1 protein-coding gene is annotated in these 308 nt (G+C 51.3%); it reads right to left on the bottom strand.

Translation table 11 applies throughout. From position 1 onward, the window contains the following. Positions 1-250: hypothetical protein (locus tag QK293_RS27530; RefSeq protein WP_282383534.1), on the bottom strand; the 250-nt coding region annotated here is incomplete at its 3' end. Positions 251-308 lie beyond the last annotated feature (58 nt).

Here is a 308-nt window from a genome sequence, read left to right as displayed (position 1 = left end):
ACCGCCGACCAATCACATCCATCAAATCACAACCATCACGCAACGGTATGGCCAGCAGTTTGGAAAAGTCTGATAACACCACCGTGTCACAACCGATTTCGGCACGAAAGGCGATGTTCTCCAACACCTGCGTGACCGTACGAATGCGGTAATCCGCCATCGCTTGCAGGACGTCGAGTGGCGCTTGGGTATCAATAAGCAGAGAAGCTGGAATCAAGTCGATTCCGGTAAGGGGCATGTATCTATCCATAGGTGAAACCTCGTTTAGTTTGCTGAGACTGCCAGCAGATCGTCGCCAAACGAAATGG

Origin of the sequence: Pseudomonas sp. AL03, assembly GCF_029960815.1 — a bacterium.
Classification (GTDB): Bacteria; Pseudomonadota; Gammaproteobacteria; order Pseudomonadales; family Pseudomonadaceae; genus Aquipseudomonas.
Note: the sequence above shows the minus strand (reverse complement) of the source record. Positions and strands in the feature narration are given on the sequence as shown.